This window comes from Streptomyces sp. NPDC047014, assembly GCF_040644195.1.
Taxonomy (GTDB): Bacteria; Actinomycetota; Actinomycetes; order Streptomycetales; family Streptomycetaceae; genus Streptomyces.
The window spans coordinates 149,691-172,407 of record NZ_JBEYVX010000003.1 but is presented as its reverse complement, the minus strand read 5'-3'; the positions used below and the strand labels follow the sequence as shown (position 1 = coordinate 172,407).

Sequence of the window (22,717 nt, the reverse complement as noted above, 5' to 3'; positions counted from 1 at the left end):
TGGTCTGGATGAGAAATGTTTGGGGACGGCGATGAGTTTTCGGGAGTTGTGCAGTCATATCTGTGACACGGGGCGCCGCGAGGGTGCAACGGTTGCTTAGTGGCGAGGAGTTGTGTCATGGCCGAGGTGGTCAAGGGGCCCGCGAGTTACTTTCCGTCGATCGAGAAGAAGTACGGGCGGCCGATCGGGGAGTGGAAGGACCTCATCAGGGCTTCGCCGCTGAGCAAGCACATGGAGCTTGTCGCTTGGCTGAAGGCGGAGCACGGGCTGGGGCACGGGCATGCCAACGCGCTGGTGGCGGACACGCTGGCGGAGGGGAAGTAGGGCGGGAGCCGCGCGGGCGGGAGGGGAAGCCCCCCCAAGGAACGGGCCGGGGCGGCAAAAGACCCTCGGGGCGGCCCGGCCGTCCGGGCGGAGCCCGGGGCGCGTCACATCGCTGCGTGTCCCCGTCGGCTCAGCGGCCGGCGATCGGCCTGGGCCGGGCAGGGGCCGCCGGTGATCGCTACGGGCGGCCGCAGGACGGCGGCCGCTGGTGGTTTGGGGCTGGTGCACGTCGCAGGCGCGGATTCAGTTCGGCCGGGCGGTGGCTGCCGGCCTTTGGCGTTGGGCAGGTAGGTGCTGTGGTCGTACGATCACGCCTTCGGCTTGCGTGGTTTCGTCGGCTGGCTGCTCGCCTGTTCGTGCGTGCACGGTGGCAGGGCGGATGGCCGACCGCGCGGAGCTGGCCAGCGGCGTGGGCGTCGCCGCGACGGTCGGCGCGTTTGTGTCGTTGCTGTTTTGATCCTGCCCGCCCGTAAGGAGAGCCATGGACGGCGAGTTGCACGGCGACGACGAGACGTGGGAGCGGATTCGGCGCATCAAGCGGTGGCTGGACGACAGCGTCGGCGATCTGAGCCCGCGGGAGGTGGTCCTGTTCCGGGTCCTCAAGGTCGGGGAGGAGTTCGGGGAGGTGGCCGAGGCCGTCCACGGGGTGAACGGGGCCAATCCCCGCAAGGGGCGGTCGCACTCCATGGACGACGTCATGAAGGAACTGGTGGACGTCGCGGTGACGGCGCTCGTCGCTCTGGAGACCATCAGCCCCGGTGAGGGCCGCAAGGAGTTCGAGAAACGCCTTGAGGCGCTTGTCGACCGGATGCCTGTACGGGACTCCGGGCTCGCCTGATCAGCGGGTACGGGTGCTCCCCCGCGTCGGGCTTCGCCCGGTGCTCGGGGGCAGGGCGAGGTGGTGTGGGCGCCGGGCTATGTGCGGCCCAGGAGGATGGTGCTCGACGTGCAGAACCAGCCGCCCGTGGCTGAGGTCAGGGCGGTTCGGGGGAGGGTGCCGTCCGGCTTCGTGACCTGGCCCGCGCCCGCTTCGCCGCGGAGTTGGCGGACCGCCTCCACCAGGAGGAAGAGGCCGCGCATGCCCGGGTGGCAGGCGGAGAGGCCGCCGCCGTCCGTGTTGACCGGGAGGTCTCCCGTGCGCAGCAGGCGGCCCTTCTCCACGAAGGGGCCGCCCTCGCCCTTCGCGCAGAAGCCGAGGTCCTCCAGGGTCACCAGGGTCATGTACGTGAAGGCGTCGTAGATCTGCGCGAGGTCCACGTCCGCCGGGGTCAGGCCGGCGCGGGCGAAGGCGGTGCGGCCGGAGACGGCCGCGGGGGAGACCGTGAAGTCCTCCCACTCCGACATCGTGGTGTGCGAGACGGAGGTGCCCGAGCCCAGGATCCAGACGGGGGCCTTGGCCGTGTCCGGTACGTAGTCCTCCGCGGCCAGCAGCACCGCGCAGCCCCCGTCCGAGCGGATGCAGCAGTGCAGCTTGGTGAAGGGGTCCGCGATCATCTCGGCGGAGAGCACGTCCTCGACGGTGATCGGGTCGCGGAACATGGCGTCCGGGTTCGTCCCCGCGTTCGCGCGGGCCTGTACGGCGACGGAGGCCAGCTGCTCCAGGGTCGTGCCGTACTGGTGCATGTGGCGGCGGGCCGCCATGGCGTACTTGGCGATCAGCGTATGGCCGTACGGGACCTCGAACTGGAGGGGGCCGCGGGCGCCGAAGGAGAGGTTCGCGGTGCGGCGGCGGGCCTTGATGTCGGCGCGGGCCGTCGAGCCGTAGACCAGGAGGACCGCGTTGGCGTGGCCCGCGGCGATGGCGTCCGCCGCGTGCGCGGCCATGACCTCCCAGGTGGCTCCGCCGACCGAGGTGGAGTCGGCCCAGGTGGGGCGCAGGCCCAGGTACTCGGCCACCTCGACGGGGGCGAGGGTGCCGAGGCCGGCCGAGGCGAAGCCGTCGACGGCGGAGCGGTCCAGGCCGGAGTCGGCGAGGGCGCGGCGGGCGGCCTGGGCGTGCAGGGCATAGGGGGTGGGGCCGTCCACCCGGCCGCAGTCCGAGAGGGCTACGCCGACGACGGCGACCCGGCGGCGCGGCGAGGGGATGCCTTCGAGGGGTGTGGGCATGGGGGGACCGTACAGCTGACGGACCGTCAGGCGCTAGGCGGTGCAGATGGATCCGGGATTCCTCTGGGCATCTCGGGGCGGGCTGCCTAATATGACGCGCCGTCAGATGTGGTCGTCGCCAGGAGGAGCCCCACGATGGATGCCGCCTTCACCGCGGAGCAGGAGCAGATGCGCCGCACCCTCCGCGAGATCCTGGCCAAGCGCTGCGGCCCCGACGAGGTCAAGGCCGCCGTCCGCACCGGCGCCGGGTACGACCGCGAGCTGTGGCGGCGGCTCGCCCGGGAGGTCGGGCTGCCGGGGATCGCCGTCGCCGAGGAGTACGGCGGGGTCGGCTGCGCCCCCGGCGATCTGGCGCTGGCCTGCGAGGAGACGGGCCGGGCGCTGCTGCCCTCGCCGCTGCTGGCGACCGCCGCGCTCTGCGCGCCCCTGGTCGCCGCCCTCGGCACCGCCGCGCAGCGCTCCGCGCTGCTGCCGCCGCTGGCGTCGGGCGGGCTGACCGCCGCCCTGGCCGTGCCCGGCCCGGCCCTGGCCACCGCGCTGGCGCTGACCGGCGAGGACGCTGCCGGGCAGTGGGCCGGCGGTGGCCGCGCGGGCGGGGTGCAGGCCCGGCCGGAGGCGGGGGGCTGGCGGCTGTACGGGGAGGCGGCGCAGGTGCTCGACGGGCACAGCGCCCCGCTGCTGCTGGTGGCCGCGCACGCGGGCGGCTTCGCGCGCTCCCGCACGCTGCTGTTCCTCGTACGGGAGGACGCGCGCGGGCTCGTACGCACCCGGCAGCCGGTGCTCGACGAGACGCGGCCGCAGGGCAGGGTCCAACTGCGCGACGTGCGGGCCGAATTGCTGGGGGACGAGGGAGCCGACGTGCCCGGGGCGCTCGCCGCCACCGGGCGGACCGCCGCCGCGGTGCTCGCGGCCGAGGCGGCCGGCGCGGCCGGGCAGGCGCTGGCCCGCACCGTGGAGTACGTCCGCGGGCGCGAGCAGTTCGGCCGCGCGATCGGGAGCTTCCAGGCGGTCCAGCACCGCCTGGCCGACCTGTACGTACGGGTGCAGGCGGCGCGCTCGGCGGCCTACTACGCGGCCTGGGACCCGGAGCAGGGCGGCCTGGCCCTGGCCCAGGCGCTGGAGGCGCTGCGGGCGGCGGCGGGGGAGGCGGTCCAGCTGCACGGCGGCATCGGCTTCACCTGGGAGCACGACGCGCACCTGTACTTCAAGCGGGCGGCGGCCGACGAACTGCTCTTCGGGCCCGTCCACCGGCTGCGCGCGCACGCCGCGGACCGCGCCGGGCTGTTCGCGCCGGCCCCGGCCGCGGTGGCCCGCGTACAGGTCGGTGCGGCCGGCTCCGCCCAGGTGAAGGTGGCCGTCTGATGGCCCGTACCGCCGCCGGGGTCCGGCTGATGCAGAAGGTCTCCTCGACCCGGCTCTTCGCCCGGGTCGCCCCGCACTTCGTCCCCGCCCTGGACAAGGCGGTGCACCGGCTGACCCGGGGCCGGGTGCTGCTGAGCGCCCGGATGCTGCCGGGCGTCATCCTCACCGCCCGGGGCGCGAGGACGGGGGAGCCGCGCACCACCCCGCTCGCCTGCATGCCCGAGGACGGCGGGAGGAGCTGGATCCTGATCGGCTCCAACTTCGGCCGCCCCGGGCACCCGGCGTGGACCGGGAACCTGATCAAGCACCCGGACGCGGACGTGAGTTGGCAAGGCAAGGACATCGCCGTACGGGCCCGGCTGCTGTCGGGGGAGGAGCGTGCGGCGGCGTGGCGCGCGGTGCTGGGGTTCTGGCCGCCGTACGCGACGTACCAGGCGCGCATCGAGCGGGAGATCCGGCTGTTCCGCCTGGAACGGCGCTGACCGGGGGCATCCGCCGCGGGTGCCCGGCCCGCGCCGCTACCGCGTCGGCTTCTTGCCCGTGATGCCCAGGTGGACGAGCAGTGCCAGGTTCGGCTTGAGCTCGGCCTGCTTGACCCCCCAGGTCTGGAAGCCCTTCTGGTGCGAGGCGACCGCGGCCAGCATCGCGACCAGGGAGCCGGCCACGGCGGCGGGGCTGACGTCCTTGTCGACCTTGCCCTTGGCCTGGAGCTCCTTCATCGACTCCGTCAGGGAGTTGGTGACCGAGTTCAGGATCTTCATGCGGATCTTGTAGAACCGCTTGTCGCCCTCGGCGGCACCGAGGTCGACCACGCGCAGGATGGCATCGTTGCGGCGCCAGAACTCCAGGAATCCCTCGACGAGTTCCTCGGCGGCCGCCCAGCCGGACTTGCCGACCCAGGTGCGGCCCTCGACGAGCGACGTCAACTGCGCGCCCTCGGCCGCCATGTGCTCGGCGATCTCCAGGACGGCGCCTTCGACGTCCGGGAAGTACTGGTAGAAGGTCGCGGGGGAGGTACCGGCCTTGCGGGCGACATCGATCACCTTGACGTCGCGGTACGGCGAGGAGCTGAGCATCTCGCTGAGGCAGTCGAGCAGCTTCTGCCGCGTCGCCTGGCCGCGCCGGCCGGCGACACGCCCGTCGACGGTGCGTACTTGTCCTGTCATGTCGTCAGCTTACCGAGGGGGGATCGGCGCGCTATTCGGCCGCCTGCAAATGGGGTCACGGGGGCCCTGGCCTGGGCGGGAGCCCGTACGAGGCGTCCGCGCGCGCGGAATCCGGCCGCCCGGCGGCGGTCGGGCGGCGGCCCGGTGGCGGCCCGGTGGCGGCCCGGCGCGGCCCTGGCGACGACCCGGCGCAGGACGTCACCGACCGCCCCCGAGGGTGCCCGGTTCCGCAAGGTTTCCCCCGAATAGTCTTGTCAACAGGCTGTGGACAAGTCTTCGGGCGGATCATGGCTGAAAGAGCTGGGAGGGGTACACGCCCTGGTACAGAACCGCGCAGAACGGAAGGAACCAGGCCCATGGCCGCATTCGTGGAGGGCTCCCCCTGCTGGGTGGACGCCTCACTTCCGGACGTCGAGGCGGGCAAGCGCTTCTACGGCGAACTCTTCGGCTGGACCTTCGGCGACGGCGCGGCCGACTACGGCCACTACACGCAGGCGTACAGCCGGGGCCGCAACGTCGCCGCACTCGCCCCCAAGCCCGACGGCCGTATGCCCACCGTCTGGGGCGTCTACCTCTACACCAACGACGCCCACGCCTGCGCCCAGCGCATCCGCGCCGCCGGCGGCCAGATGGTCATCGACCCGATGCCCGTCGGCCCCTACGGCACCGCCGCCATGGCCGCCGACCCCGGCGGCGCCGTCTTCGGCCTCTGGCAGCCCGGCACCCACCACGGCTTCGACGCCCAGCAGGAGCCCTACACGTACTGCTGGAGCGAGGTCTACACCCGCGCCCGCGACGCCGTCGACGTCTTCTACGCCAAGGTCTTCGGCTATGTCCCGCAGGACCAGGACGACGCCGGGGTCGAGTACCGGATCTGGTCCCCGCCCGGCAGCGCGCCCGGCACCGACACCGCCGTCCTCGGGCGCAGCCTGATCACCGACGCCTTCCCGGAGATCATGCCCGCGCACTTCCTCGCCTACTTCGCCGTCCCCGACTGCGACCGGTCCGTGGCCCTGGTCCAGCGGCTCGGCGGCCGGGTCACCGCCGACCCCTTCGACACCCCCTACGGCCGCATCGCGGTCGTCGCGGACAATCAGGGGGCGGTCTTCGGGCTCCTCTCGGAACCCCGCACGGAGACCGACGCCTAGCCCGGCGGGCGCCGCGCCGGGCAGATCACACCGCGCCGCTCGACGTGCCGGGGCCGGACCGGGCCCGGGCCTGACAGAATCGGGGTGCGCGACCCGGGCTGCGCCCCGGGGTGAGACGCTGCACGGGGCAGGGCCCCGTGCCGGTGGGAGCGGGCCCGGTGAACGGCCCGTACGGGGAGGTGTGGAGGCGAGTGGTGGAGCAGCTGACGCAGCACGACCCGAGACGGATCGGCCCCTTCGAGGTGCTGGGACGGCTCGGCGCCGGCGGCATGGGGCTGGTCTATCTCGCGCGGTCCGCGTCCGGACGACGGGTCGCGATCAAGACGGTACGGACCGAGCTCGCCGAGGACCAGCTCTTCCGCGTGCGGTTCACGCGCGAGGTGGAGGCGGCCCGCGCGGTGTCCGGTTTCTACACGGCGGCCGTGGTCGACGCCGACCCCCGGGCCGCCGTGCCCTGGCTGGCCACCGCCTACGTGCCGGCGCCCTCCCTGGAGGAGATCGTCAACGAGTGCGGGCCCATGCCCGCGCAGGCCGTACGGTGGCTCGCGGCCGGTATCGCCGAGGCCCTGCAGTCCATCCACGGGGCCGGGCTGGTCCACCGCGACCTCAAGCCGTCCAACGTGCTCGTCGTCGAGGACGGCCCGCGCGTGATCGACTTCGGTATTGCCAGCGGGGTCTCCAACACCCGCCTGACCATGACGAACGTCGCCGTCGGCACCCCCGCCTACATGTCGCCCGAGCAGGCCAAGGACTCGCGCAGCGTCAAGGGCGCCAGCGATGTCTTCTCGCTCGGCTCGACCCTCGTCTTCGCCGCCACCGGACACCCGCCCTACCACGGGGCCAACCCGGTGGAGACGGTGTTCATGCTGCTGCGCGAGGGACCGAACCTGGAGGGGCTGCCCGAGGAGCTGCGGCCCCTGATCGAGTCCTGCATGCAGATGGACGCCACCCTGCGGCCCACCCCGGCCGACCTCCAGGCGCAGCTCGCCCCGCACCTCTTCGACGGCGGCGACGACAGCGGGACCGCCTCGGCCTGGCTGCCCTCCCGGGCCGTCGCCATGATCGAGGCCCGGCGCGCGGGGAACCGTACCGCCGTCTCCGTGCCCGCGCCCGGCGCCGGCGGACGCGGCGGCGGGGGCGCCCCGGTGTCCGAGGCCGCCACGCACCGGCGCCCGCGCGGGGTCGAGGGCTGGGTGGACCCGCGCACCGGGCAGGCCGTCCCGCAGCGCCCCCACCACCCGCCGATGGCCCCGGTGCCCTCCGGCGAGCCGGTGCGGCTCGGCGGCTCCCCGGTGCCGATCGGGCCCGGCCCGCGCGCCACCGCGGCGGCCCCGGCGGCCCACGCCTCCACCGACTCCGCGACCGGCTGGGTGCGCCGCCCCGACGGCTCCACGCCCGCGGCCTCCTCCCTCGCCCCCGCGACCCGCTCCGTACCCGGACAGGGCGCGGCCCCGGACAGCGGCCGCTGGCGGCCCTGGCGCTTCCGCATGTCGAACGAGGTGTGGGGCACCCCGGCCGTCGCCGGGAACCTGCTCTACGTGACCTCCTTCGAGGTGCACGCCCTGGACGTGGCGAGCGGCCGCAGGCAGTTCAAGACCCGCGACGTCGCCTGGTCCATGGCGGTCTCCGACGGCCGGATCCACGCCTCCGACGGCCCCTCCCTCTACGCGCTCGACGCCTCCGACGGCACCGAGCGGTGGCGGCTGTCCACCGACGCCTGGGTGTACGCGCTGCGCGCCGACCGGGGCACCGTCGTCACCGCCACCCGCGGCGGCGGGGTGCAGGCCCGGGAGGCGGCCGGCGGGCAGACGCTGTGGGAGCTGACCGGCGCGCAGAGCGACTTCGAGACCCCGGAGGCGGCCCCCGTCCTCCACGACGGCACGGTGTACGTGTGGCAGGACGCGCGGCTGCGCGCCCTGGACGCCCGCACCGGCCGCGAGTCCTGGTCCTACCCGATCGGTGACGCGGCGGCCTGCGGAAACGTCCCCGTACGGGTCACGCCCGCCGCCGACGGGAACGTCTACGTCGCGGCCGGTACCCGGGTGATCTCCGTGGACCGGGCCTCCGGCCGGGTCCGCTGGCACTTCGAGGCCCCCGCCGTGTTCCTCGCCCCGCCCGCCTTCGCGCCGGGCGCGGCCGTCACCGGCGGCGGGGTGTACCTCGCCGACTACCTGGGCACCGTCTACGCCCTGGACGCGGCCACCGGCCAGGACCGCTGGCGGATCGCGACGGAGTCGCGGCAGTCCTCCGACCCGGTGCTGGTGGTGGGCGGCAACGTGCACCTGGGCGCGGGCAGCGCGCTCTACACCCTCGACGCGGTCACCGGCACCCCGAAGTGGCGGTTCGCGGCGGGCGGCGAGATCACCGGCCTGCCGGCGGTCGCGGACGGCCGGGTGCACTTCGGCTCGGCCGACCACTGCCTGTACACCCTGGACGCGGCGGGCGGCCAGCTGCGCTGGAAGCTGGCCACGGGCGGGGAGATCACCGGAGCCCCGGTGGCCGAGGCGGGCGTGGTGTACGCGTGCAGCAAGGACCGCTGCGTGTACGCGCTGGACGCGGCCAAGGGGACCGGCACGCGGACCGGCGGCTGAGCTGCGCGAAGGCGGGGCCGCGGCCCCGCCGGGTAGCGCACCGCACCGGGAGTGACAGGATGGACCCCATGAGCAACGTCTACTTCGACATCACCATCAACGGCGCCCCCGCGGGCCGCATCGTCTTCAGCCTCTTCGACGAGGTCGTCCCGAAGACGGCGCGCAACTTCCGCGAGCTCGCCACCGGCCAGAACGGCTACGGCTACGCCGGCTCCGGCTTCCACCGCGTCATCCCCCAGTTCATGCTGCAGGGCGGTGACTTCACCAACCACAACGGCACCGGCGGCAAGTCCATCTACGGCGAGAAGTTCGAGGACGAGAACTTCCAGCTGAAGCACGACCGCCCGTACCTGCTGTCGATGGCGAACGCCGGCCGCAACACCAACGGCTCGCAGTTCTTCATCACCACCGTCGTCACCTCGTGGCTCGACGGCAAGCACGTCGTCTTCGGCGAGGTCGTCGAGGGCAAGGAGCTCGTCGACCAGATCGAGGCCCTGGGCTCGCAGTCCGGCGCCCCCAAGGGCAAGGTCGAGATCGCGGCCTCCGGCGTCGTCGAGGGCTGATCCACCGCCTCCCGGTCGGCCCCGTCCCCCTCCCGGGGGCCGGGGCCGCCGCCATGTCCGGGCGCGGCGCCCGTCAGCGCACGCGGGGCTCGGGCGCCGAGCGGCGGGCCGCGAACAGCTCCGCCTGCCGCTCCGGCGGCAGGTTCCCCAGCGCGATCAGCGCCGGGGCCTGGGCCAGGGCCTGCTGGAGCGCGGCCTGCTTCGCCGACCACAGGGCCCGTACGGTGCCCTGCACGGCCTCCGTCGGAAAGCCGGCCAGGATCCCCGCCGCCCGCAGGGCCGCGGGCAGCAGCTCCGCCGGGGCGGTGAGCTCCGAGACCAGGCCGATCGTGTGCGCGCGGCGGGCCGAGAGCCGTTCGGCGGTGCCCATCAGCGCCATGCGGGCGGCTTCCCCGAAGGGCATGCGCTGGGCCATGTACACGGCCTCGTAGGCGCTGACCATGCCGTAGCTGGTGTGCGGGTCGAAAAAGGCGGCCGTGTCGGAGGCGATCAGGAAATCGGCCTCGCCCAGCAGGTAGAAGGCGCCCCCGCAGGCCATGCCGTTGACGGCGGCGATCACCGGTTTCCACAGGTCGCACGCCTTGGGGCCGACCGCCAGCAGCGGATCGTCCGCCGAGTAGGGGGAGGCCGGCTGCGGGACTTCGGCCCCGCGGTCGATGCCGGTGCAGAAGGCGGCCGTACCGGCGCCGGTCAGCACCACCGCCCGGATCCCGTCCGCGTGGCGCAGCTCCCGCCAGGTCTCGGTGAGCGCGGCCGCGGTGGCCAGGTCGAGGGCGTTGTGCCGGTGCGCGCGGTCCAGGGTGACGACGGCGACGCCGGTGGCCTCGTCCCGCTCGGTCCGTACGGTCACGGCCGCTCCAGGAGCCAGCGCGGTACGGCCATCCCGCCCACCTCGGTGAAGGCCACCTGCACGCGGGCGCCGATGCGCAGCCGGGCCGGGTCGACGGAGTCCAGCGGGGCGTCGGGCGCTGCCACCAGGTTCCCGGCGAGCCGGATGTGGGGGGCGTCGGCGAGCTCCACGAGGACGACGTTGTACGGGGCCTGCGCGGCGTAGGCGGGCAGCAGCGGCGGGTGCGGGCGGACCCAGGACCAGATGCGGCCGCGGCCGTTCATGCGGCGCCAGGTGCTGTCGAAGGACCGGCAGTGCGGGCAGCAGGGGCGGGGCGGGAAGCGCAGCCGGTCGCAGGATCCGCACGCCTGGACGCGGAGCTCGCCGCGGGCGGCGTACTCCCAGAAGGGGGCGCCGTCCTCGTCGGGGACGGGCCGCAGCAGCCCGTCCCCGGGGGCGGCGGAGGAGGTGGAAGCGGTGCTCATCGGGCGGTCAGCTCCTCAGCAGGATCGCGGACGTGGGGACGCCTTCGCCGGCCGTCACCAGGCAGGTCGCGGCGCCGGGGACCTGGGCGGTGGAGCTGCCGCGCAGCTGCTTGACGCCCTCGTTGATCAGGTTGAAGCCGTGCACGTACGCCTCGCTGAGGCCCCCGCCGCCGGTGTTGAGGGGGAGCCGGCCGCCCAGCTCCAGGGCCCCGCCCTCGGTGTAGGCGGCCCCCTCGCCGCGTCCGCAGAAGCCGTAGCCCTCCAGGGAGAGCGGGATCAGGGGGGTGAAGGCGTCGTAGATCTGGGCGACGTCCACGTCCTCGGGGCCGAAGTCGGCCTGTTTCCACAGGTGGCGGGCGGCGGTCCAGGCGGGGCCGGACAGCGGGTCGTCGTTCCAGTAGTTGACCATGCCGTGGTGCTGGGCGGGCAGGCCCTGGGCGGCGGAGTGCACGTAGACGGGCCGCTGCCGGCAGTCGCGGGCGCGCTCGGCGGAGACGACCACGCAGGCCAGCGCACCGTCGGTCTCCAGGCAGTTGTCGAAGAGGCAGAGGGGGTCGCTGATCATGCGGGAGGTCATGTACATCTCGCGGGTCAGCGGGCGCTCGTACATCATCGCGGCGGGGTTGGAGTTGGCCCGGTTGCGGCAGGCCATGGCCACGTTGAAGAGGTGGTCGCGGGTGGCGCCGTACTCGTGCATGTAGCGGCGGGCCAGCATGCCGATCTCGTCGGCGGGGCGCAGCAGGCCGAAGGGGCGGGTCCACTGGCCGGGGGTGGGCAGCTGGACGGCGGTGTTCTTCCAGGGGCGCGGGCCCGAACCGCGTTTGCGGGAGCGCCAGGCGACGCCGACGGTGGCCTGGCCGGTGGCGACGGCGGCGGCGAGGTGGGCGACGGTGGCGCAGGAGCCGCCGCCGCCGTAGCCGACCTTGGAGAAGAAGGTGACATCGCCGGCGCCGATGGCCTTGGCCACCTCGACCTCGTCGGTCTCCTCCATGGTGTAGGAGGCGAAGGCGTCGACCTCGGAGGGGTCGATGCCGGCGTCGGAGAGGGCCGCGAGGACGGCCCGGCAGGCCAGTTCCTTCTCGGACTGCGGGAGCCGTCTGGCGAAGGCGGTCTGCCCGATGCCGACTATCGCCGTAGCGTCCTTGAGCGTTGCCGCCATCGCCACCTCCGGGTGCACCAGTACTGACAGCCGCGAAGGGTACAGCTAATCTGACGGATAGTCAGCTACTGGGTTCGCGGGAAGGTGACACGCATGGGCGAGGACGTACGCGGTGACCTGCGCTGGGGAACCATCGCCGGCCTGGTCCGGTCGGCCGCCGCACGGCACGCGGGCCGCGAGGCCGTCGTCGACGGGCGGGTCCGGATCGACTACGCGGAGCTCGGCGCACGCGTCGAGCGCGCCGCGGCCGCCTGCCTCGCGGCCGGGGTGGAGCCCGGGGACCGGGTCGCCGTCTGGGCCCCCAACACCCTCGAATGGATCGTCTCCGCCCTCGGCGCCGTCTCCGCCGGGGCGGTGCTCGTCCCGCTGAACACCCGCTTCAAGGGCGCCGAAGCCGCCTACGTCCTGGCCCGCAGCCGGGCCCGGCTGCTCTTCGTCACCGGCACCTTCCTCGGTACCTCCTACGTCGCCTCCCTGCGCCGGGCCGCCGCCGAGGGCCCCGGCGGCGGACCGCTGCCCGGACTGCCGCACCTGGAACAGGTGGTCGTCCTCGCCGAAGACGCCCCCGCCCGCTTCCGCACCTGGAAGGACTTCCTCGCGGGCGGGGACGGCGTACCGGCGGCGGACGTGCGCGCCCGCGCCGAGGCCATCCGCCCCGAGGACCCCTCCGACATCATCTTCACCTCCGGCACCACCGGCAGCCCCAAGGGCGCGGTGATCACCCATGCCCAGTCCCTGCGCTGCTACGAGGTGTGGAGCGAGCTCGCCGGACTGCGCGAGGGCGACCGCTACCTGATCGTGAACCCCTTCTTCCACACCTTCGGCTACAAGGCCGGGATCCTCGCCTGCCTGATGCGCGGCGCCACGATGGTCCCGCAGCCCGTCTTCCACGTGGACACCGTCCTCGCCCACATCGCCGCCGAGCGGATCTCCGTACTCCCCGGCCCTCCCACGCTCCACCAGTCCCTCCTGGACCACCCGCAACGCGCCCACCACGACCTCTCCGCGCTGCGCCTGGTCGTCACCGGCGCGGCCGTGGTCCCGCTGCGGCTGGTCGAACGGCTCCGCACCGAACTGCGCGTCGCCACCGTCCTGACCGCCTACGGGCTCTCCGAGGCCAGCGGCATCGTCACCATGTGCCGCCGCGGCGACCCGGCGGAGGTCATCGCCGCCACCTCCGGGCGGCCCATCCCCGGCACCGAGGTGGCCGTCCTGGACCCGGAGGGCCGCCACCTGCCGCCGGGCCGGGCCGGTGAGATCGCCGTCCGCGGCCACCACGTCATGCGCGGGTACTTCGAGGACCCGGAGGGGACCGCCGCGGCGATCACGGCGGACGGCTGGCTGCGCACGGGCGACGTGGGCGTCACCGACGCGGCCGGCAATCTGCGGATCACCGACCGGATCAAGGACATGTTCATCGTCGGAGGCTTCAACGCCTACCCGGCGGAGATCGAGCAACTGCTCGGCCTGCACCCGGACATCGCCGATGTGGCGGTGGTCGGCATCCCCGATCCGCGGCTGGGCGAGGTCGGCAAGGCGTACGCGGTCCGCCGCCCCGGCTCCACCCTCACCGCGGACGACCTGATCGCCTGGTCCCGGCGCGAGATGGCCAACTACAAGGTGCCGAGGGCGGTGGAGTTCGTCGCGGAACTCCCGCGCAACGCGAGCGGGAAGATCCTCAAGCGGACCCTGCGCGCCCGCTGAGCCGGGCCGTCAGCGGGCGTAGGAGCCGATGCCGACCAGGCAGTACACGTACTGGTTGAGGACGGTGCCGCCGCGGGTGTAGCGGTAGGAGAAGGCGTACTGGGTGCGGGAGTTGCTGTTGCAGGCGTTCAGGTCCGAGGTGCCCGGCAGGCTCTCGATCACCCGGTAGTGCGCGTCGGAGGCCGAGCAGGGCACCTCCTCGACCCCGGTGACGGTGGTGGGCGTGGTGGAGTCCGGCAGCCGGCCGTTGAGGCAGGTGCCCCGGTCGAAGGGGCTCGGCTCCGGGCTGGCCTCGGGGCTGGCCTCGGGGCTGGGCTCCCTGCTCGGCACGGGGTCGTAGCGCGTCGGGTAGGCGGAGGGGACGCCGGTCGCCGCGGAGTACGGGGACGAGGGCGCCGGGCTCCAGAGGCCGGAGGCGGTGGGGCTCGCGGTGGCGGCGGGCCGGGCGTCGTCGCGCCGGTCCCCGTCGTCCCCGCCGCCGCCGGCCAGCAGGACGACGGCGGTGATCACCGCGGCGAGGGCCAGCACGGCCACGAGGCCGGTGCGCCTGCCCGCACTGCCCGGCGGCGGGGGCGGGCTTCCGGCCGGGGCCCCGGCGGGAGGACCGGCGGAGCCGTCGGCCGGGGGAGTGATCCCGCCCGCGCCCGCGATCCAGGCCATGCCCGAACCGGACACATGGACGCGCAGCAGGACCTCCTCCGAGCCCACGCGCACCCGGACCAGGTCCCCGTGCCGGCAGGGCGGGATACGCAGGCGGACGGGGCCGGTCGGCAGCTCGACGGGGAGGATCACACCGTTGGCCGCCTGGACCGGATTGAGCGTGACGAGCATTTCGCGGGACGACACCGGCGGCTCCAGGGCGTGAGGGCGGTACGCAGGCCGTCTGACGCTTTCTCACGTAGTGTGCCGGGCGCCCCGGGGCCGACGCAGGCGTTCCGCCAAGCCCGCCCCCGGCCTCCTCAGAGCGGGCGGCGGGCCAGCACCAGCCGCCAGCGCGGGGTGCCGTCCGGCTGCCGGCCGAAGTGCGCGAGGGGGACCGTCTCCACCGTGAAACCGGCCGCGTGCAGGTCCGCGCGCACCCCGCCCAGCGGGAAGGTGCGGTAGTACATGACGAACGGCGGCCGCCAGACCGCGTTGCGCAGCCGCATCACCGCGTCGAAGCCCGTCGCCGCCCACCACACCGGGGAGCCCGGCGGCAGCGGGGCGCCGATCGGGAAGGCGAAGACCCCGCCCGCGCGCAGCGCGGCGTGGACGCCGGAGAAGAGCGCGGGGCGCTCCGGGGGCAGGAAATGACCGAAGGCGCCGAAGCTCACCGCCAGGTCGTAGCGGTCCGCCAGCTCCGGCGGGAGGGCCCGCGCGTCGGCCCGTACGAAGTCCACGCGCGCGTCGTCGGCGTGTGCGCGGCGGGCCCGCGCGAGCATGCCCGCGCTGAGGTCCACGCCGGTGATCCGGTCCCGGCACAGCCGGCGCAGCATGGCCGTGCCGGCGCCGGTGCCGCAGCACACGTCCAGCCCGGACCCGAAGGTGCCCCCGGTCTGCGCCAGGGTCTCCTCGACGGCGTCGAGCATCCGGTCCGGGGTGCGGAAGGGGGTGTGGTCGAACTTCGGCGCGAGGAGGTCGTAGCCCCGCTCGACGGAGGAGAGGCCCTGCACGGCCAGTTCGCGGACGCTCGGCCCGTGGGAGGAGAACACGCCTCCAGCCTATGCCGCCGCCGGGCGGCCGTCCGGGCATACGCGGACGGCGGTCGCGGTGGCTCCCCCTCCGGGCCACCACGACCGCCGTTCCCCCGTTGCTCCCCCGTGTTCCCCCCGTACCCCCGTGTCCCCCCGGGTGGAGCGGTGTTACGGGCGCGGGCCGGACGCGTGGTTGTCCAGCGTCCGGATCTCCTCGCCCGCGAGGTCCGCGTCCGCGGCGTTCTCGTCGGCGGGCTTGATCACGATGCCCGAGGCGTGGTTGTCCAGGGTCTCGATCTCGACTCCCGAGGCGTGGTTGTCGAGCGGCTTGATGGTGCCGTCGGTCGGCAGGGTGTTCTCGTTCGTCGTCATCGGTTCTCCTGATGGATGGGTGGGACCCGTTCGGCGATTCCCCCGACGACCGCCGAACGGGTGATCCTTCCAAACGGCCCGGGATGTCCCCCGACGCACCGGGTCGATGCACCTATCGTGCCGTCCCGCGATAAACGAACGATGAACGCGCCGTTCATCGGCCGCCCCGGCCGGTCAGGCCCGGTCAGGCCCGCCCCGGCCGGTCAGGCCCGGTCAAGGCCCGCCCCCGGCCGGTCAGGCCGCGATCTCCGTGGCCAGCAGGTTCTGTACGTCGGCCAGTTCCGCCGAGTCCAGCTGCTTGAAGACGCTCTCCGCGTCCCGCCAGCAGGCCCGCGCCCGGTCCGTCTGGCCCAGCCGCCGCAGCGCCTTGCCCAGCACCGTCAGCACGGTCGCCCGCCGCCACTCCCCGCCGATCCCGCGCAGCGCGATGGCCTGCTCGGCGTGCGCGGCGGCCAGCGTGGGCCGGCGCGCGGCCAGGTGGGCCTCGGCCAGCCGGAAGTGGGTGACGCCCTCCCACAGCGGCTGGCGGTTCTCGTGGAACAGCGACAGCGCCTCGGCCAGCTCCGTCAGGGCCTCCGCGAGCCGCCCGGCGCGGGTGAGGGCGATGCCGAGCGCGTAGCGGCCGTTGGCCAGGCGCAGGGACAGGCCCATCCGGTCGTAGATGGCGATGCCCTGCTGGGCGAGGTCTATGGCGCTGGAGAGATGGCCCAGCTGCACGTGGATGCGGGAGAGGTTGCACAGGGCGCTGGCCTCGCCGACGTGGTTGCCGTCGGCGCGGAAGCCCTCGATGGCCTCCAGGAGGTAGCGCTCGCCGTCCGCGTACCGGGCCTGGTAGAGGGCGATGATCCCGCGGTCGTTGGGCGCCCAGCAGCTGGGCAGCGGGTCCCCGGCCTCGCGGGCGAGCGCGGTGGCCTCGCGGGCCTCGTCGTCGGCCTCGGTGAAGCGGCCCGCGACCAGGTGCACATTGGTGAGCGTGGTGCGGGCGCGGCCCTCGGCGTACGGGTCCTTCGCGGCCTGCGCCGCGTCGCGCAGGGCGACCGCGGCCGACTCGTACTGCTTGGAGTTGGCCCCGGACTCGGCCAGGTCCTTCGCCGCCCACAGCAGGTCCACGGCCCGGCGCAGCACCGGGGTCCCGCCGTCGCGCGCGCCGGCCCGGCCCGCGGAATCCTGGCGTACGGATGCCTGGCGTACGCAGGCCAGCAGCGGGTCCGCCTCCGCGTACAGCCAGTCCAGGGCGGTGCGCGGCTCGGCGAAGACCAGGCCGGGGTAGTGGGTGTCGGAGAGGTGCGCGGGCAGCCGGTCGCCGGGGCGCTCCAGGGCGTAGACCCCGGAGGCGGTGGCCAGGTAGAAGTCCAGCAGGCGGTCGAGGGCGGCCTCGCGCCCGCTCGGCGGCTGCTCGTCGCGCTCGGCGCACGCACGCGCGTAGAGGCGTACGAGGTCGTGGAAGCGGTAGCGGCCGGGCGCGGCGGATTCCAGCAGGGAGCAGTCGACTAAAGCCTCCAGCAGGTCCTCGGTGTCGTACTCGGGCAGGTCGAGCACGGCGGCGGCCGCGGACAGCGAGATGTCGGGCCCGTCGGCGAGGCCGAGGAGGCGGAAGGCGCGCTGCTGGGCGGGCTCCAGCTGGCCGTAGCCCAGCTCGAAGGTGGCCTTGACGGCGAGGTCCCCGGTCTGGAGCTCGTCGAGGCGGCGGCGCTCGTCGGCGAGCTTGGCGGCCAGTACGGAGACGGTCCAGGTGCGGCGGGCGGCCAGCCGGGAGGCGGCGATGCGGATGGCGAGCGGCAGGAAGCCGCAGGCGCCGACGACGGCCAGGGCGGCCTGGCGTTCGCTGCGCACCCGCTCCTCGCCGACGATCCGGGTGAAGAGCTGGAGGGCCTCCTCGGGGCTCATCACGTCCAGGTCGACCAGGTGCGCCCCGGCGAGCCCGGCCATGCGGACCCGGCTGGTGACGAGCGCGGCGCAGCCGGCGGTGCCGGGCAGCAGCGGGCGGACCTGGGCGGCGTCGCGGGCGTTGTCGAGGAGGACCAGGACGCGGCGGCCGTCGAGGGTGGAGCGGTAGAGCGCGGCGCGCTCGGCGGGGGAGTCGGGGATGGCGGTGTCGGGGGTGCCGAGGGCGCGCAGGAAGGAGCCGAGCACGGCCTCCGGTTCGGCGGGGCGGGCCTCGGTGCCCTGGAGGTCGACGTAGAGCTGGCCGTCGGGGAAGTGGGGGCGGGCGGCGTGGGCGACGTGGACGGCGAGGGTGGTCTTGCCGACGCCGCCGATGCCGGCGAGCGCTGAGACGGCCATGACCTGGTCCTGGGCGCCGCCGGAGAGGATGGCGCCGAGCTCGTCGACGAAGCTGGAGCGGCCGGTGAAGTCGGGTACGGTCGCGGGCAATTGGGCGGGCCTCACAGGTGCGGTCGCGGCGGCCGGTGCCGGGTCCTCCGCGCGGGCGAGATCGGCGTCGGCGTTCAGGATGCGCTGCTGGAGCGCGGAGAGTTCGGGACGCGGGTCGACGCCCAGTTCGTCGGCGAGGAGCCGGCGGGTGTCGGCGTAGACGGCGAGGGCCTCGGCCTGCCGGCCGCTGCGGTAGAGGGCGAGCATCAGCAGCTCGCGCAGGCGTTCGCGCAGCGGGTGCGCGGCGGTGAGGGCGGTCAGCTCGGAGACGGCCTCGGCGTGGTGGCCGACCTCCAGGTCCAGGTCGAGGCGGGTCTCCAGCAGCTGGAGGCGCCATTCGGCGAGCCGGGTGCGCTCGGTCTCGGCGTGCGGGCCGGGCACCCCGGCGAGGGGTTCGCCCTCCCACAGGTCGAGGGCGCGGGTGAGCAGGGCCCGGGCGCGGGTGCGGTCCCCGGCGGTGCGGGCGGTCTCGGCGTCGGCGGCGAGAGTGCGGGCGACGCCGAGGTCGAGGGTGGCGGCGGAGCGCAGCCGGATGGCGTAGCCGCCGGACTCGGTGACGAGCAGCCCGGGGGCGACGACCTTGCGCAGGCGGGAGGCGTAGGTGCGGATGGTGGCCAGGGCCTGCTGCGGGGGGTCCTCGCCCCAGATGGCGTCGATCAGTTCGGGCGCGGTGGCGGTGCGGCCGTCGCGTAGGAGCAGGACGGCGAGCAGGGCGCGCTGCTGCGGGGTGCCGGAGGGCAGGACCTCGGCGCCGCGCCAGGCGCGGACGGGCCCGAGGACGGCGAACCGGGATTCACCGGTGCCCGCGGCGGCTTCCGGTTGGCCTCCGGCCGGGGTTCCGCTTCCGGCGCCGGGGGCGGTCCGGGCCTCGGGGTGGGTCCGCGGGTGCGGGATGGCCGGTACGCCGTCCATCTGTCGTCCCCCTGCCTTCCATCGGTGTAAGGGCCAGTCTGCCCTGTCTCGCGTGTACCCGTCAGCCCGTACCTGACCGATCCCGGTCCAACCAGCTGACGGTTCGTCAGATCGGCGCTACGGTGAAGGACATGGAGACCTTCCCCAAGATCATCTCGGTGGACGACCACACGGTGGAGCCTCCCCGTGTCTGGCAGGACCGGCTCCCCGCCCGATACCGCGACAGCGGACCGCGCGTCGTCCGCGCCCCCTTGAAGGAAATGACCTTCCTGGGCGGCAGGTTCGCCCCCGTCATGGGAGCGCCGGGCGACGACGGACCCGTCGGCGACTGGTGGGTGTACGAGGACCTGCACCGGCCCCTCACCCGCCTCGACACCGCGGTCGGGTACGCCCGCGACGAGATCAAACTGGAAGTCATCACCTACGAGCAGATGCGCCCGGGGTCCTTCTCGGTTCCCGACCGGCTCGCGGACATGGACGTCAACCACGTCCAGTCCGCGCTCTGCTTCCCCACCTTCCCCCGCTTCTGCGGCCAGACCTTCACCGAGGCCAAGGACCGCGAGCTCGGGCTCCTCGGGGTGCGCGCCTACAACGACTGGATGGTGGAGGAGTGGTGCGGCCCGGAGGCCGGCGGCCGCCTGATCCCCCTCACCCTGATCCCGCTCTGGGACGCCCGGCTGGCCGCCGCCGAGGTCCGCCGCAACGCCGCGCGCGGGGTGCGCGCGGTCGCCTTCTCGGAGATCCCCCCGCACCTGGGCCTGCCCTCGGTGCACACCGACGAGTGGGACCCCTTCCTCCAGGCGTGCGACGAGACCGGCACGGTCATCGCCATGCACATCGGCTCCTCCTCGCGCATGCCGTCCACCTCCGCCGACGCCCCGCCCGCCGTCGGCTCCACCATCACCTTCGCCAACTGCTGCTTCTCGATGGTCGACTGGCTGATGAGCGGCAAGTTCGAGCGCTTCCCCGGGCTGAGGATCATGTACGCGGAGGGCCAGATCGGCTGGATCCCGTACATCCTGGAGCGCGCGGACGTGGTCTGGGAGGAGAACCGGGCCTGGGGCGGGGTCGCGGACAAGGTCACCCGGCCGCCCTCGGAGCTCTTCGCGGAGCACGTCCACGGCTGCTTCTTCGACGACCCCTTCGGCCTGCGCAACCTCGACTCCATAGGCGTGGGCAACGTCCTCTACGAGACGGACTACCCGCACTCGGACTCCACCTGGCCGAAGTCCCGCGAGGTCGGCGAGGCCCAGATGGGGCATCTGGCGCCGGACGTGGTGGAGCGCATCGTGCGCGGCAACGCCATCGACCTGCTCGGGCTCACCCCGGACGGCCTGTGGGCGGGTCCGGGCACCTCCGCGGCCTGACGGCCCCGGACGCGCGGGCGGCCCGCCCCCGTGGGCCGGGGCGGCCCGCCCCGTGGCGCCGGGGCGGGCCGCCGGGGGTCACTTCGGGGCGACCCAGACCTGCCGCTTGTTCGTGTTCGCCGTGTACAGCTGGACCACCGTGCCGTTCGCGGTGGCGCCGCCCGTCACGTCGAGGACCTTGCCCGAGGCCACGTGGACGATCTGGCCCCTGGCGTTCACCGACCAGCGCTGCGCGGCGCTGCCGTTGCAGTCGTAGAGGCTGATCCTGTTGCCGTTCGCCGTGGCGTTGCGCGCGTTGTCCAGGCACTTGCCGAAGGCGCGGAAGGTGCCGTCCTTGCCCAGGATCCAGGACTGCGCGGCGGTGCCGTTGCAGGTGTGGAGCTGGATCCGGGTGCCGTTCGCGGCCTTGCCGCCCTTGACGTCGAGGCATTTGCCGCCGAGTCCGGTGATCCGGCCCTGCGGGGAGAGCGCGGCTCCGGCTCCCGAGGCGAGCAGGCGCAGGCCCTGGACGTCGTACTGCTGGACGTACGTGCCCGCCCGCTTGTCCTGGTAGGCGTACGTGGGGGAGCACATCACCGGGAACTGTCCCGAGTCGGTGCCCTTCACGCAGTCGCTCTTCGTCATGCTGCGGTTGGCGTGCGCGAGGCCGAGGGTGTGGCCGATCTCGTGGCTGATGTGGTTGCGCATGTACGTCTCGCCCATGGCGGCGGTGGGCTTGCCTGCCGCGGTGAAGAAGGAGGCGTCGATGTAGGCGTGGCCGCTGGTGACCGTGGCGGGGACCGAGGAGCTGGTGAAACCGCAGCTGAGGTTCGCGGTGCCGCTGCCGTCGCGGACGACCTTCCAGCCCTTGCTGCCCATGGTGCCGCCCTCGGCCGGGGGCACGCAGGGGCGGGACAGCACGCCCATGACGACCTCGCCCTTGGGGCGGACGTACTCCCAGCCGACGGGCCTGGTGTCGACGGTGACCGGCAGGTTCGTGATGCGGCGCAGGTCGGCGGCGGTGGCCTGGACGTAGGGGCCGAGCCAGTCCGCGGACTTCTGGTCGTAGAACTTGATCGTGTAGCCGGTGCTGAGCCACTGGGTGGCCCCGCTCAGCTTCCAGCCCTCGCCCTGGGGCGGTACGGGTGCCTCCGCGGCCGGGGCGGCCGGCGCGGCGGCGGCCGAGGAGCGGGCGGCGGAGCGGGGGGCCGGGGTGTCGAGGGACAGGACGCCGCCCCGGAAGGCCGTGCCGTCGGTGGCCTGGACGGCGGAGTCCTCGGCGTGCGCCTCGGGTGTCTCGGGGGTGGGGGCGGTGGCGGCGGTGGCCGCGGTGGGGGCGTCGGAGGCGGAGGCGGAGGCGGCGGCGATGGTTCCGGTGTTCCCGGTGTTCCCGGTGTCCTCGGTGCCGAAGGCGGTGGCCGGGAGCTGGAGGCTTCCCGCGATCGCGGCCACGGCCGCCGCGGCGACCACGACGGATATCCGGTGCTTGCCTGTGAATCGCACGTTCTCGTCGACCTCTCGTCGGGTTCACTTCCCCCGCCCCGGGTAGAGGTGGGGCGGCGGGAATCGAGGCGATGATAGGTCAATCGGCCAAACAGCTTTGCAATTGGCCGAGTTGGCGTCCGTACGGGACCGGTGGCGGCCTCCCGGCCACCTCCGGGACGGCCGCGGGCGGCGGTCTCCGCTGCCTTGCACCCGGCCGGGCCGCCAAGGCATGCTTCGCAGGAGCACAGCGGAAGGATCATCATGCCGGTGGACAAGCGGTCCGTCGTGACGGCGGTGCTGTGCGCCGCGGCCGCCCTCGGGGCCTCCGCCGCGGTGGCCGAGCTGGCGCCGCCGCCCGACGCGAGCACCTCCGTACGGGCGAAGGCCGCGCAGCCCTCGGCCTCCTCCTCGGCCTCCCCGCGCTCCCAGGCGGCCGCCGCCCGGCCCCAGCTGTCGCCCGCGCCGTCCGGCACCGGCATGCCGCCCGCCGTCACACCGCAGCCGGGCGGGCCGGCCGCCTTCACCGGGGCCCTGTTCACCAACGGCCTGGACAGCGACCACTTCTGCACCGCCACCGTGGTGCGCAGCCCCGGCAAGAACATGATCGTCACCGCCGGGCACTGCCTGCTCGACGGGGACCAGGGCGAGGGCGCGGCCGTCTTCGCCCCCGCCTACGCGAACGGGGCCGCCCCCTACGGCACGTGGAAGATCGAGGAGGTCTTCGAGGACGACCGCTGGGCCGAGGGCACCGACGACGACTTCGACCTCGCCTTCGCCCGGCTCGCCCCGGACGCGCAGGGCCGCCGGATCGAGGAGGTGACCGGCGGGGCCGTCCTCGACACCAGTGGGCGCGCGGGCGAGGAGGTCACCGTCACCGGCTACCCGGCCGACCGCAAGATCCCGCGCACCTGCACGGCGGTCGCGGTGCGCGAGAGCGCGACGCAGCAGCGGTTCGACTGCGCGGACTTCCCGGGCGGTACGAGCGGCAGCGCGTGGATCGCGCGCGACGGGAAGATCATCGGGGTCCTCACGGGCGGGGACACGGACGACGTCTCGACCAGCACGGTCCTGGGCGACTACGCGGCCTCCCTCTACACGAGGGCCACGTCCCGCTAGAAG

The 22,717-nt window shown here is 74.2% G+C and carries 20 protein-coding genes; 10 read left to right on the top strand and 10 right to left on the bottom strand.

Going from position 1 to position 22,717, the window contains the following annotated elements; translation table 11 throughout:
- The first annotated feature begins 117 nt into the window (after positions 1-117).
- Positions 118-324, top strand: a complete 207-nt coding sequence (locus ABZ873_RS03290; protein ID WP_360864368.1) for a DUF4287 domain-containing protein — start codon at positions 118-120, stop codon at positions 322-324.
- A gap of 481 nt (positions 325-805) precedes the next feature.
- Positions 806-1,162 carry a MazG-like family protein gene (locus tag ABZ873_RS03285; RefSeq protein ID WP_360864366.1) on the top strand — a complete coding sequence of 119 codons (357 nt, stop codon included), beginning with the start codon at positions 806-808 and terminating at the stop codon, positions 1,160-1,162.
- Positions 1,163-1,239: 77 nt separating this feature from the next.
- On the opposite strand, the gene ABZ873_RS03280 is transcribed toward ABZ873_RS03285, so the two are convergent.
- Entirely contained in the window at positions 1,240-2,430 is a 1,191-nt protein-coding gene (locus tag ABZ873_RS03280; protein ID WP_360864364.1) for an acetyl-CoA acetyltransferase, read from the bottom strand.
- Positions 2,431-2,565: 135 nt separating this feature from the next.
- Between ABZ873_RS03280 and ABZ873_RS03275 the strand changes: the two genes are divergently transcribed.
- Positions 2,566-3,792, top strand: a complete 1,227-nt coding sequence (locus ABZ873_RS03275) for an acyl-CoA dehydrogenase family protein (RefSeq protein WP_360864361.1) — start codon at positions 2,566-2,568, stop codon at positions 3,790-3,792.
- Positions 3,792-4,274, top strand: a complete 483-nt coding sequence (locus tag ABZ873_RS03270; RefSeq protein ID WP_360864359.1) for a nitroreductase family deazaflavin-dependent oxidoreductase — start codon at positions 3,792-3,794, stop codon at positions 4,272-4,274. The genes ABZ873_RS03275 and ABZ873_RS03270 overlap by 1 nt, the downstream gene beginning before the upstream one ends.
- Before the next feature lie 36 nt (positions 4,275-4,310).
- Here the strand turns inward: ABZ873_RS03270 and ABZ873_RS03265 are convergent, their stop codons facing one another.
- Complete coding sequence (locus ABZ873_RS03265; protein ID WP_360864357.1) at positions 4,311-4,958, bottom strand: TetR family transcriptional regulator; 648 nt, start codon at positions 4,956-4,958, stop codon at positions 4,311-4,313.
- 356 nt (positions 4,959-5,314) lie between these two features.
- Here ABZ873_RS03265 and ABZ873_RS03260 point away from each other — a divergent pair, with 356 nt between their 5' ends.
- The 3 genes from ABZ873_RS03260 (at position 5,315) to ABZ873_RS03250 (ending at position 9,260) form a co-directional block, all read left to right on the top strand.
- Complete coding sequence (locus ABZ873_RS03260; RefSeq protein ID WP_360864355.1) at positions 5,315-6,106, top strand: VOC family protein; 792 nt, start codon at positions 5,315-5,317, stop codon at positions 6,104-6,106.
- A gap of 191 nt (positions 6,107-6,297) precedes the next feature.
- A complete protein-coding gene (locus ABZ873_RS03255) occupies positions 6,298-8,697 on the top strand; it encodes a PQQ-binding-like beta-propeller repeat protein (protein WP_360864353.1) in 2,400 nt (799 codons plus the stop codon).
- A gap of 68 nt (positions 8,698-8,765) precedes the next feature.
- Positions 8,766-9,260: a peptidylprolyl isomerase gene (locus ABZ873_RS03250; protein WP_360864351.1), complete on the top strand. Its 495-nt coding sequence runs from the start codon at positions 8,766-8,768 to the stop codon at positions 9,258-9,260.
- Positions 9,261-9,333: 73 nt separating this feature from the next.
- Here ABZ873_RS03250 and ABZ873_RS03245 read toward each other — a convergent pair whose 3' ends face one another.
- Genes ABZ873_RS03245 through ABZ873_RS03235 form a run of 3 tightly spaced genes read right to left on the bottom strand, consistent with a single transcriptional unit; the run spans position 9,334 to position 11,733 of the window.
- On the bottom strand, positions 9,334-10,110 hold the full coding sequence (locus tag ABZ873_RS03245) for an enoyl-CoA hydratase/isomerase family protein (protein ID WP_360864349.1): 777 nt from the start codon (positions 10,108-10,110) through the stop codon (positions 9,334-9,336).
- Positions 10,107-10,574, bottom strand: a complete 468-nt coding sequence (locus tag ABZ873_RS03240) for an OB-fold domain-containing protein (RefSeq protein ID WP_360864347.1) — start codon at positions 10,572-10,574, stop codon at positions 10,107-10,109. The genes ABZ873_RS03245 and ABZ873_RS03240 overlap by 4 nt, the downstream gene beginning before the upstream one ends.
- Before the next feature lie 7 nt (positions 10,575-10,581).
- Entirely contained in the window at positions 10,582-11,733 is a 1,152-nt protein-coding gene (locus ABZ873_RS03235) for a lipid-transfer protein (RefSeq protein ID WP_360864345.1), read from the bottom strand.
- Between the two features lie 93 nt (positions 11,734-11,826).
- Here ABZ873_RS03235 and ABZ873_RS03230 point away from each other — a divergent pair, with 93 nt between their 5' ends.
- Positions 11,827-13,437 (top strand): FadD3 family acyl-CoA ligase, encoded by a 1,611-nt coding sequence (locus tag ABZ873_RS03230; RefSeq protein WP_360864344.1) that lies wholly within the window; start codon positions 11,827-11,829, stop codon positions 13,435-13,437.
- A gap of 9 nt (positions 13,438-13,446) precedes the next feature.
- Here ABZ873_RS03230 and ABZ873_RS03225 read toward each other — a convergent pair whose 3' ends face one another.
- From ABZ873_RS03225 to ABZ873_RS03210, 4 genes are all read right to left on the bottom strand, one after another.
- Positions 13,447-14,283 (bottom strand): hypothetical protein, encoded by an 837-nt coding sequence (locus tag ABZ873_RS03225; protein WP_360864342.1) that lies wholly within the window; start codon positions 14,281-14,283, stop codon positions 13,447-13,449.
- A gap of 113 nt (positions 14,284-14,396) precedes the next feature.
- The gene (locus ABZ873_RS03220) at positions 14,397-15,128 is read right to left on the bottom strand and encodes a class I SAM-dependent methyltransferase (protein ID WP_360864340.1); all 732 of its coding nucleotides are present in this window, start codon (positions 15,126-15,128) and stop codon (positions 14,397-14,399) included.
- Between the two features lie 150 nt (positions 15,129-15,278).
- Positions 15,279-15,482 (bottom strand): hypothetical protein, encoded by a 204-nt coding sequence (locus tag ABZ873_RS03215; protein WP_360864338.1) that lies wholly within the window; start codon positions 15,480-15,482, stop codon positions 15,279-15,281.
- A 234-nt stretch (positions 15,483-15,716) separates the two neighbouring features.
- Positions 15,717-18,767 (bottom strand): BTAD domain-containing putative transcriptional regulator, encoded by a 3,051-nt coding sequence (locus ABZ873_RS03210; protein ID WP_360864336.1) that lies wholly within the window; start codon positions 18,765-18,767, stop codon positions 15,717-15,719.
- Between the two features lie 131 nt (positions 18,768-18,898).
- On the opposite strand from ABZ873_RS03210, the gene ABZ873_RS03205 reads away from it, so the two are divergent.
- Complete coding sequence (locus tag ABZ873_RS03205; RefSeq protein ID WP_360864334.1) at positions 18,899-20,134, top strand: amidohydrolase family protein; 1,236 nt, start codon at positions 18,899-18,901, stop codon at positions 20,132-20,134.
- 78 nt (positions 20,135-20,212) lie between these two features.
- Here ABZ873_RS03205 and ABZ873_RS03200 read toward each other — a convergent pair whose 3' ends face one another.
- Positions 20,213-21,616: a ricin-type beta-trefoil lectin domain protein gene (locus ABZ873_RS03200; RefSeq protein WP_360864332.1), complete on the bottom strand. Its 1,404-nt coding sequence runs from the start codon at positions 21,614-21,616 to the stop codon at positions 20,213-20,215.
- A gap of 243 nt (positions 21,617-21,859) precedes the next feature.
- On the opposite strand from ABZ873_RS03200, the gene ABZ873_RS03195 reads away from it, so the two are divergent.
- A complete protein-coding gene (locus tag ABZ873_RS03195) occupies positions 21,860-22,714 on the top strand; it encodes a trypsin-like peptidase domain-containing protein (protein WP_360864330.1) in 855 nt (284 codons plus the stop codon).
- The last annotated feature ends 3 nt before the right edge of the window (positions 22,715-22,717 follow it).

Bases quoted from the DNA above. Each gene is read 5' to 3' on its own strand.
- ABZ873_RS03290 (WP_360864368.1), top strand. From the start codon at position 118: ATGGCCGAGGTGGTCAAGGGGCCCGCGAGTTACTTTCCGTCGATCGAG.
- ABZ873_RS03285 (WP_360864366.1), top strand. From the start codon at position 806: ATGGACGGCGAGTTGCACGGCGACGACGAGACGTGGGAGCGGATTCGG.
- ABZ873_RS03280 (WP_360864364.1), bottom strand. From the start codon at position 2,430: ATGCCCACACCCCTCGAAGGCATCCCCTCGCCGCGCCGCCGGGTCGCC.
- ABZ873_RS03275 (WP_360864361.1), top strand. From the start codon at position 2,566: ATGGATGCCGCCTTCACCGCGGAGCAGGAGCAGATGCGCCGCACCCTC.
- ABZ873_RS03270 (WP_360864359.1), top strand. From the start codon at position 3,792: ATGGCCCGTACCGCCGCCGGGGTCCGGCTGATGCAGAAGGTCTCCTCG.
- ABZ873_RS03265 (WP_360864357.1), bottom strand. From the start codon at position 4,958: ATGACAGGACAAGTACGCACCGTCGACGGGCGTGTCGCCGGCCGGCGC.
- ABZ873_RS03260 (WP_360864355.1), top strand. From the start codon at position 5,315: ATGGCCGCATTCGTGGAGGGCTCCCCCTGCTGGGTGGACGCCTCACTT.
- ABZ873_RS03250 (WP_360864351.1), top strand. From the start codon at position 8,766: ATGAGCAACGTCTACTTCGACATCACCATCAACGGCGCCCCCGCGGGC.
- ABZ873_RS03240 (WP_360864347.1), bottom strand. From the start codon at position 10,574: ATGAGCACCGCTTCCACCTCCTCCGCCGCCCCCGGGGACGGGCTGCTG.
- ABZ873_RS03235 (WP_360864345.1), bottom strand. From the start codon at position 11,733: ATGGCGGCAACGCTCAAGGACGCTACGGCGATAGTCGGCATCGGGCAG.
- ABZ873_RS03230 (WP_360864344.1), top strand. From the start codon at position 11,827: ATGGGCGAGGACGTACGCGGTGACCTGCGCTGGGGAACCATCGCCGGC.
- ABZ873_RS03215 (WP_360864338.1), bottom strand. From the start codon at position 15,482: ATGACGACGAACGAGAACACCCTGCCGACCGACGGCACCATCAAGCCG.
- ABZ873_RS03210 (WP_360864336.1), bottom strand. From the start codon at position 18,767: ATGGACGGCGTACCGGCCATCCCGCACCCGCGGACCCACCCCGAGGCC.
- ABZ873_RS03205 (WP_360864334.1), top strand. From the start codon at position 18,899: ATGGAGACCTTCCCCAAGATCATCTCGGTGGACGACCACACGGTGGAG.
- ABZ873_RS03195 (WP_360864330.1), top strand. From the start codon at position 21,860: ATGCCGGTGGACAAGCGGTCCGTCGTGACGGCGGTGCTGTGCGCCGCG.